This is a genomic window from Pseudomonas mandelii, from assembly GCF_024138395.1.
Lineage (GTDB): Bacteria > Pseudomonadota > Gammaproteobacteria > Pseudomonadales > Pseudomonadaceae > Aquipseudomonas > Aquipseudomonas mandelii_E.
Genome location: NZ_JAMYDU010000034.1, coordinates 39,972 through 47,876 on the forward strand (window position 1 = coordinate 39,972; position 7,905 = coordinate 47,876).

The following is a 7,905-nucleotide window of genomic DNA, read 5'->3' on the forward strand; positions in this document are numbered from 1 at the left end:
CTTGGTAGAAAAAAGGCTGAGGATTCTTTGGGTTGTACGAAGGTCAGTTTCGCTGACCCGGCCACCCGCCGATCATCGCCACATATGAATTTAGCTCAAGGGCATACGCGGGGCTGCGAACCAGAGCGTTCGGGCCGCCGGTACTGGAGAAAGAAAGCATGAGCAACTGGTTAGTAGACAAACTGATCCCTTCGATCATGCGTTCCGAGGTCAAGAAGAGCTCGGTGCCTGAAGGTCTGTGGCACAAATGCCCATCTTGCGAGGCGGTGCTGTATCGTCCTGAGCTGGAAAAGACCCTGGACGTTTGCCCCAAGTGCAACCACCACATGCGTATCGGCGCGCGCGCACGCATCGACATTTTCCTCGACGCTGACGGCCGTGCCGAACTGGGCGCGGACCTGGAACCGGTTGACCGTCTGAAATTCCGCGACGGCAAGAAGTACAAGGATCGCCTGACCGCTGCGCAAAAGCAGACCGGCGAAAAAGACGCACTGATCTCCATGAGCGGCACCTTGCTGGGCATGCCGGTCGTGGTGTCGGCCTTCGAATTCTCCTTTATGGGTGGTTCGATGGGCGCCATCGTTGGCGAGCGCTTTGTGCGCGCCGCCAATTACGCCCTGGAAAACCGTTGCCCAATGATCTGCTTCGCCGCCTCCGGTGGTGCGCGGATGCAGGAAGCGCTGATCTCCCTGATGCAAATGGCCAAGACCTCCGCGGTGCTGGCGCGTCTGCGTGAAGAAGGCATTCCGTTCATCTCGGTACTGACCGACCCGGTCTACGGCGGGGTTTCCGCCAGTCTGGCGATGCTCGGCGACGTAATCGTCGGTGAGCCGAAAGCCCTGATCGGTTTCGCCGGCCCGCGGGTTATCGAACAAACCGTTCGCGAAAAACTGCCGGAAGGCTTCCAGCGCAGTGAGTTCCTGCTGGAGCACGGCGCGATCGACATGATCATTCACCGTCAGGAGCTGCGTCCGCGTCTGGGCAACCTGCTGGCACAAATGATGGGCCTGCCGACGCCAAAATTCGTCGCCGCGCCGATCGAGCCGATCGTGGTTCCCCCGGTGCCTGCCAACCTATGACCCAACGCACCCTTGGCGAGTGGCTCGCCTACCTTGAACAGTTGCATCCTACGGCCATCGACATGGGGCTGGAGCGTTCGCAACAGGTAGCGTCCCGCATGGGACTGGGCAAACCGGCGCCTCGGGTGATCACGGTTACTGGCACCAACGGCAAGGGTTCCACTTGCGCGTTCGTGGCTTCATTGTTGCGGGCGCAGGGCCTGAGCGTGGGTGTCTACAACTCTCCGCACCTGCTGCGTTATAACGAGCGGGTGCAGGTCAATGGCGTCGAAGCCACTGACGCCGAGCTGTGCGAAGCTTTCGCTGCGGTCGAGGCTGGTCGTGGCGACACTTCCCTGACGTACTTCGAAATGGGCACCCTGGCGGCGTTCTGGCTGTTTCAACAGGCAGGGCTTGATGCGGTGGTGCTGGAAGTCGGCTTGGGTGGTCGTCTGGACACGGTCAACGTGGTCGATGCGGACATGGCGGTGGTCACCAGCATCGGCGTCGATCATGCGGATTACCTGGGTGATACCCGTGAATCCGTGGCTTACGAAAAAGCTGGCATTTTCCGCCAGGGCGCGCCTGCGCTCTGTGGCGATCTGAATCCCCCTCAACCTCTGCTGGATAAAGCGCGCGAGCTCAATTGCCCGTTTTTCCTGCGTGGGCGCGATTTCGACCTGGGGATCACCGATCACAACTGGCAATGGCGCGGCCTCGATGCTCAAGGGCGTGCAGTCGAATTGCACGATCTGCCATTGCTTGATCTGCCGATGGAAAACGCCGCACTGGCCTTGCAGGCTTACCTGTTGCTTGGTTTGCCTTGGGTGGATGCGCAGATTATTGAAGCCCTGAAAGCGACGCGCGTGGTCGGTCGTCTCGATCGCCGTCAGTTCGACTGGCAAGGCAAGCGTCTGAATGTGTTGCTGGACGTGGGGCACAATCCCCATGCGGCAGAATACCTGGCCCGTCGTCTGGCCAGTCGACCGCCGGCAGGCAAGCGTCTGGCGGTGTTCGGGTTGTTGGCGGACAAGGATCTGGATGGTGTTGTCGGTGAATTGAATGCTAGTGTCCAGCATTGGGCTGTCGCTCCGCTGGATTCGCCGCGGGCGCGGCCCGTCGAGCAGTTGCACGCGGCGTTGCAGAATCTTGGCGCCTCGGTAACGTCTTATGACAGCGTGGCCGCAGCCCTGGAAGGGCAGTGCGCGCAGGCGACGAGCGACGACGAAATTCTGTTGTTCGGATCATTTTATTGTGTCGCCGAGGCCCTTGAATGGCTGGCCCGGCACTCCACGGAGGAAGCGGCAAATGGCTTTGCTGGATAAGGCGTACAAGCAGCGCATGGTCGGTGCCCTGGTGCTGGTGGCGCTGGCGGTGATTTTCCTGCCAATGCTGTTTTCCCGTCAGGACGAACAGCGCCAGGTGAGGGTCGACGCACCGGCCGCACCGCAAGCGCCGGCTGTAACGCAAGTGCAGGTCGAGCCGGTGGTGGTGCCTGAGCCGCAGGCATTGCCGCAGGAGCCTGTGCCAAGCGATGACGAAATTGCCGCGCAGCAAGCGCCATCGACACCGATTGCGCCAAGCGCTCCCGTGGCCCCAGCGCCACCGGCTGCCAAACCGGTCACGCCACCTCCGGCGCCAGTCGCCAAGCCAGTGCCGACACCTGCCCAACCAATTGCAGCCGCGCCGAGCAAGCCGGCTACCACCCCAAGCCGCGTCGATGCCAATGGCCTATCGGTCAGTTGGTCGGTGCAACTGGCGAGCCTGACGAGTCGAGAAAGCGCTGAAAGCTTGCAGAAAACCCTGCGCAGCCAAGGCTATAACGCCTATATCCGCTCCGCCGAGGGCAAGAATCGGGTGTTCGTCGGACCGCTGATCGAGCGCGCGGAAGCCGATCGCCTGCGTGACTTGTTGAGTCGCCAGCAGAACCTCAAGGGTTTTGTGGTGCGTTTCCAGCCTGAACGCGGTTAACACCGACGGCTCTTGGTAGCAGCTGCCGAGCCTGCGAGGCTGCGTTCGGCTGCGAAGCAGTCGTAAATCCTGCTAATGCGATGTGCCTGATGCACCGCGGGGCTCCATTTTACGACTGCTGCGCAGCCGAACGCAGGCTTCGCCAGCTGCTACACGGGCGGGGCGAAGCTTAGGCAAGGGAAAACTATCGCCCTGATTTGAAAAGCACTGACAATCTCAGCTTACCGACAGCCATGGGCTCTGCTAAAATGCGCCGCCTTATCTGTCTGTAGGCTGCACTGTGCCATTTACCTGGGTTGACTGGGCGATCGTTGCAATCGTCGCCATCTCCGCTTTGATCAGTCTTAGCCGCGGCTTCGTCAAAGAAGCACTCTCGCTGCTGACCTGGATCATCGCAGGAGCCGTTGCCTGGATGTTCGGTGGCTCATTGTCCGAGTACCTCGGCGGATACATCGAAACGCCGTCGGCTCGCGTGATCGCGGGCTGTGCCATCATGTTTGTCGCCACTTTAATCGTAGGCGCAATGATCAATTATCTTATCGGCGAATTGGTTCGCGTCACCGGGCTATCCGGGACCGATCGATTTCTCGGCATGGCCTTCGGCGCCGCGCGTGGCGTGTTGCTGGTGGTTGTGGCGGTCGGGCTGTTGAGCCTGGGGCCGGTACAGCAGGACGGGTGGTGGCAAGAGTCACAGCTCGTGCCAAAATTTCTATTGGTTGCAGACTGGTCCAAAAACCTGATCCTGGGTTGGAGTAGTCAGTGGCTTGCCAGCGGAATCAGCGTACCCGCTGATATACCGTTCAAGGAGCACCTCTTGCCGACGGCCAAAACGCCTCAGTGAGTTGTGTTCAGTCAGATCCATTAAGTAGGGGTTGCGTCGCATGTGTGGCATCGTCGGTATCGTCGGTAAGTCGAACGTCAATCAGGCGCTGTATGACGCGCTAACCGTCCTCCAGCACCGCGGCCAGGACGCTGCCGGTATCGTGACCAGCCATGATGGCCGGTTATTCCTGCGCAAGGACAATGGGCTGGTGCGTGACGTGTTTCATCAGCGTCACATGCAGCGCCTGGTCGGCCACATGGGCATTGGCCATGTGCGTTACCCGACCGCGGGCAGCTCGACTTCGGCCGAGGCCCAACCGTTTTACGTCAACTCGCCGTATGGCATCACCTTGGCGCACAACGGTAACCTGACCAACGTTGAACAGCTGGCCAAGGAGATTTACGAATCTGACCTGCGCCACGTCAACACCAACTCCGATTCGGAAGTGCTGCTCAACGTGTTCGCACACGAACTGGCCCAGCGCGGCAAGTTGCAGCCGACCGAAGAAGACGTGTTCGCTGCCGTCACCGACGTGCACAATCGTTGCGTCGGCGGTTACGCGGTCGTGGCGATGGTGACCGGTTACGGCATCGTCGGTTTCCGCGATCCGCACGGCATTCGCCCGATCGTTTTCGGTCAGCGTCATACCGACGAAGGCGTCGAGTACATGATCGCCTCCGAAAGCGTTTCGCTGGACGTGCTCGGTTTCACCCTGATTCGCGACCTGGCACCAGGCGAAGCGGTCTACATCACTGAAGACGGCAAGCTGCACACCCGTCAGTGCGCGACCAATCCGTCGCTGACGCCGTGCATTTTCGAACACGTCTACCTGGCGCGTCCGGACTCGATCATCGACGGCGTCTCGGTCTACAAGGCCCGCCTGCGCATGGGTGAGAAGCTTGCCGAGAAGATCCTGCGCGAGCGTCCGGATCACGACATCGACGTGGTCATCCCGATTCCGGACACCAGCCGCACCGCGGCCCTGGAGTTGGCGAACCACTTGGGCGTCAAGTTCCGCGAAGGCTTCGTGAAGAACCGCTACATCGGCCGGACCTTCATCATGCCAGGCCAGGCTGCGCGGAAAAAATCCGTACGCCAGAAGCTCAACGCCATCGAGCTGGAATTCCGCGGCAAGAACGTAATGCTGGTGGACGACTCCATCGTTCGCGGCACTACCTGCAAGCAGATCATCCAGATGGCTCGCGAAGCCGGCGCCAAAAACGTCTATTTCTGCTCCGCGGCACCGGCCGTGCGTTACCCGAACGTCTATGGCATCGACATGCCGAGCGCTCACGAGCTGATCGCCCATAACCGTTCGACCCAGGACGTTGCCGACCTGATCGGCGCTGACTGGTTGATCTATCAGGACCTGCCTGACTTGATCGAAGCGGTCGGTGGCGGCAAGATCAAGATCGAGAAGTTCGATTGCGCGGTGTTCGACGGCCAGTACGTCACCGGCGACGTCGATGAGGCTTACCTGAACAAGATCGAGCAGGCGCGCAACGATGCCTCCAAGGTCAAGACCCAGGCAGTCAGTGCGATCATCGATCTGTACAACAACTGAGTAACTACCGGCCTGTATCTGTAGGAGCGAGGCTTGCCCGCGAAGGCGGTATCACAGGCAACATTGATGTTGAATGTGACGACCCCTTCGCGGGCAAGCCTCGCTCCTACAGTAATGGGTGTTCCCTCCAGGCCGGTTTTGTATCCATTACCGAACAGGGCAAGGAGTGACAGCATGAGTCAGGATTGGGATGCCGGTCGGCTGGACAGCGACCTCGAAGGCGTAGCGTTCGATACCCTGGCCGTACGCGCCGGTCAGCACCGCACGCCGGAAGGCGAACACGGTGATCCGATGTTCTTCACTTCCAGCTACGTATTCCGTACCGCCGCCGACGCGGCCGCGCGCTTTGCTGGCGAAGTGCCGGGCAACGTTTACTCGCGCTACACCAACCCGACCGTGCGCGCGTTCGAAGAGCGTATTGCCGCGCTGGAAAGCGCCGAGCAAGCCGTGGCCACCGCGACCGGCATGGCCGCGATCATGGCGGTGGTGATGAGCCTGTGCAGCGCCGGCGACCATGTTCTGGTTTCGCGCAGCGTGTTCGGCTCGACCATCAGCCTGTTCGAAAAGTACTTCAAACGCTTCGGCATCGAAGTCGATTATGTGCCGCTGGCGGACTTGTCTGGCTGGGATGCGGCGATCAAGGCCAACACCAAATTGCTGTTCGTCGAGTCGCCGTCCAACCCATTGGCCGAGTTGGTGGACATCGCCGAGTTGTCGAAAATCGCTCACGCCAAGGGCGCGATGCTGGTGGTCGACAACTGCTTCTGCACGCCTGCGTTGCAACAGCCGTTGAAGCTGGGCGCGGACATCGTTGTGCACTCGGCGACCAAGTTCATCGACGGCCAAGGCCGTTGCATGGGCGGTGTTGTGGCCGGTCGTAGCGAGCAGATGAAAGAAGTCGTCGGTTTCCTGCGTACAGCCGGGCCGACCCTGAGCCCGTTCAACGCCTGGATCTTCCTCAAGGGCCTGGAAACGCTGAGCCTGCGCATGAAGGCGCACTGCGCCAATGCTCAGCAACTGGCCGAATGGCTGGAGCAGCAGGACGGCATCGAGAAAGTCCATTACGCCGGTCTCAAGAGCCATCCGCAACACGAGTTGGCCCAGCGTCAGCAGAAGGGTTTCGGTGCGGTCGTGAGTTTTGAGGTCAAGGGCGGCAAAGAGGGCGCCTGGCGCTTTATCGATGCGACGCGCCTGATCTCCATCACCGCCAACCTGGGCGACAGTAAAACCACCATCACGCACCCGAGCACCACCTCTCACGGCCGTCTCGCGCCGCAAGAGCGTGAAGCAGCGGGCATTCGTGACAGCCTGATCCGCATCGCGGTCGGTCTGGAAGATGTGGCAGACCTGCAGGCCGATCTGGCGCGCGGGTTGGCTGCCTTGTGATCGAGTTGGCGACGCCGACCACAGGCACCCATGGCCGCGTCGCGCTGGTCACCGGTGCTGCGCGCGGCATCGGTTTGGGGATTGCGGCCTGGCTGATCAGCGAAGGCTGGCAGGTGGTGCTGACTGATCTGGATCGTGAGCGGGGTTCGAAAGTGGCGAAGGTGCTGGGCGAAAACGCCTGGTTCATCGCCATGGACGTCGCGAATGAAGCGCAGGTGGCAGTGGGCGTGGCCGAGGTGCTGGGGCAATTCGGGCGTCTGGATGCGCTGGTGTGCAATGCGGCGGTGGCCGACCCGCACAACATCACCCTGGAAAGCCTCGATCTGGCCTACTGGAACCGGGTGCTGGCGGTGAACCTCAGCGGGCCAATGCTGTTGGCCAAGCACTGTGCGCCGTACCTGCGCGCTCACAGCGGCGCCATCGTCAATCTGGCCTCGACCCGTGCCGCGCAGTCGGAACCCGACACAGAGGCTTATGCGGCGAGCAAGGGGGGTCTGTTGGCCCTGACTCATGCCTTGGCCATCAGCTTGGGGCCGGAGATTCGCGTCAATGCGGTCAGCCCGGGCTGGATCGACGCACGAGACCCTGCGGCACGGCGTGCCGAACCGCTGACCGACGCCGATCATGCGCAGCATCCGGCGGGCAGGGTAGGGACGGTGGAGGACGTGGCGGCGATGGTGGCGTGGTTGCTGTCGAAGAACGCCGGATTCGTCACGGGCCAGGAATTCGTGGTCGATGGTGGCATGACCAAGAAAATGATTTACAGCGAGTAATAGGGCGGCGCGGTCTCCGGCATTGATGTTGAATGTACCGCCATCATCGCGAGCAGGCTCGCTCACACATTAGAAAGCATGTTGCCCGAAGAAACGCGGTCCACTGTGGGAGCGAGCCTGCTCGCGAAAGCGGTCTGGCGGTTACCGGCCTCGTTCGGATTGACACGATTTTGTCTTTTTCAGAAAAACTTCAAGCGGGGTATTGACTTAGCTTCGGTACCTGCGTAAATTTCGCGGCCTCGGAGATGCAAACGGGTGATTAGCTCAGCTGGGAGAGCGTCTGCCTTACAAGCAGAATGTCGGCGGTTCGATCCCGTCATCACCCACCAC

General features: G+C 60.9%; 7 protein-coding genes and 1 tRNA gene. All 8 read left to right on the forward strand.

The genetic code is table 11. From position 1 onward, the window contains the following. The first annotated feature begins 158 nt into the window (after window positions 1–158). The 8 genes from accD (at window position 159) to NHU87_RS26735 (ending at window position 7,904) form a co-directional block, all read left to right on the forward strand. A complete protein-coding gene (gene accD / locus NHU87_RS26700; protein WP_038980081.1) occupies window positions 159–1,079 on the forward strand; it encodes an acetyl-CoA carboxylase, carboxyltransferase subunit beta in 921 nt (306 codons plus the stop codon). Next, on the forward strand, window positions 1,076–2,383 hold the full coding sequence (gene folC / locus NHU87_RS26705; RefSeq protein WP_253554062.1) for a bifunctional tetrahydrofolate synthase/dihydrofolate synthase: 1,308 nt from the start codon (window positions 1,076–1,078) through the stop codon (window positions 2,381–2,383). The genes accD and folC overlap by 4 nt, the downstream gene beginning before the upstream one ends. After that, the gene (locus tag NHU87_RS26710) at window positions 2,367–3,029 is read left to right on the forward strand and encodes an SPOR domain-containing protein (protein WP_253554075.1); all 663 of its coding nucleotides are present in this window, start codon (window positions 2,367–2,369) and stop codon (window positions 3,027–3,029) included. Before folC ends, NHU87_RS26710 begins: the two co-directional genes overlap by 17 nt. Window positions 3,030–3,309: 280 nt before the next feature. Beyond that, window positions 3,310–3,870: a CvpA family protein gene (locus NHU87_RS26715; protein ID WP_253554077.1), complete on the forward strand. Its 561-nt coding sequence runs from the start codon at window positions 3,310–3,312 to the stop codon at window positions 3,868–3,870. A gap of 40 nt (window positions 3,871–3,910) precedes the next feature. After that, window positions 3,911–5,416, forward strand: coding sequence for an amidophosphoribosyltransferase (purF, locus tag NHU87_RS26720; RefSeq protein ID WP_007905939.1), 1,506 nt, complete (start codon window positions 3,911–3,913; stop codon window positions 5,414–5,416). Between the two features lie 174 nt (window positions 5,417–5,590). Continuing rightward, the gene (locus NHU87_RS26725; protein WP_253554079.1) at window positions 5,591–6,802 is read left to right on the forward strand and encodes an O-succinylhomoserine sulfhydrylase; all 1,212 of its coding nucleotides are present in this window, start codon (window positions 5,591–5,593) and stop codon (window positions 6,800–6,802) included. Beyond that, window positions 6,799–7,575: an SDR family oxidoreductase gene (locus NHU87_RS26730; RefSeq protein WP_253554091.1), complete on the forward strand. Its 777-nt coding sequence runs from the start codon at window positions 6,799–6,801 to the stop codon at window positions 7,573–7,575. The genes NHU87_RS26725 and NHU87_RS26730 overlap by 4 nt, the downstream gene beginning before the upstream one ends. 253 nt (window positions 7,576–7,828) lie before the next feature. Continuing rightward, a tRNA-Val gene (locus tag NHU87_RS26735) sits at window positions 7,829–7,904 on the forward strand. The last annotated feature ends 1 nt before the right edge of the window (window position 7,905 follow it).

Bases quoted from the DNA above. Each gene is read 5' to 3' on its own strand.
- accD (WP_038980081.1), top strand. From the start codon at position 159: ATGAGCAACTGGTTAGTAGACAAACTGATCCCTTCGATCATGCGTTCC.
- folC (WP_253554062.1), top strand. From the start codon at position 1,076: ATGACCCAACGCACCCTTGGCGAGTGGCTCGCCTACCTTGAACAGTTG.
- NHU87_RS26710 (WP_253554075.1), top strand. From the start codon at position 2,367: ATGGCTTTGCTGGATAAGGCGTACAAGCAGCGCATGGTCGGTGCCCTG.
- purF (WP_007905939.1), top strand. From the start codon at position 3,911: ATGTGTGGCATCGTCGGTATCGTCGGTAAGTCGAACGTCAATCAGGCG.
- NHU87_RS26725 (WP_253554079.1), top strand. From the start codon at position 5,591: ATGAGTCAGGATTGGGATGCCGGTCGGCTGGACAGCGACCTCGAAGGC.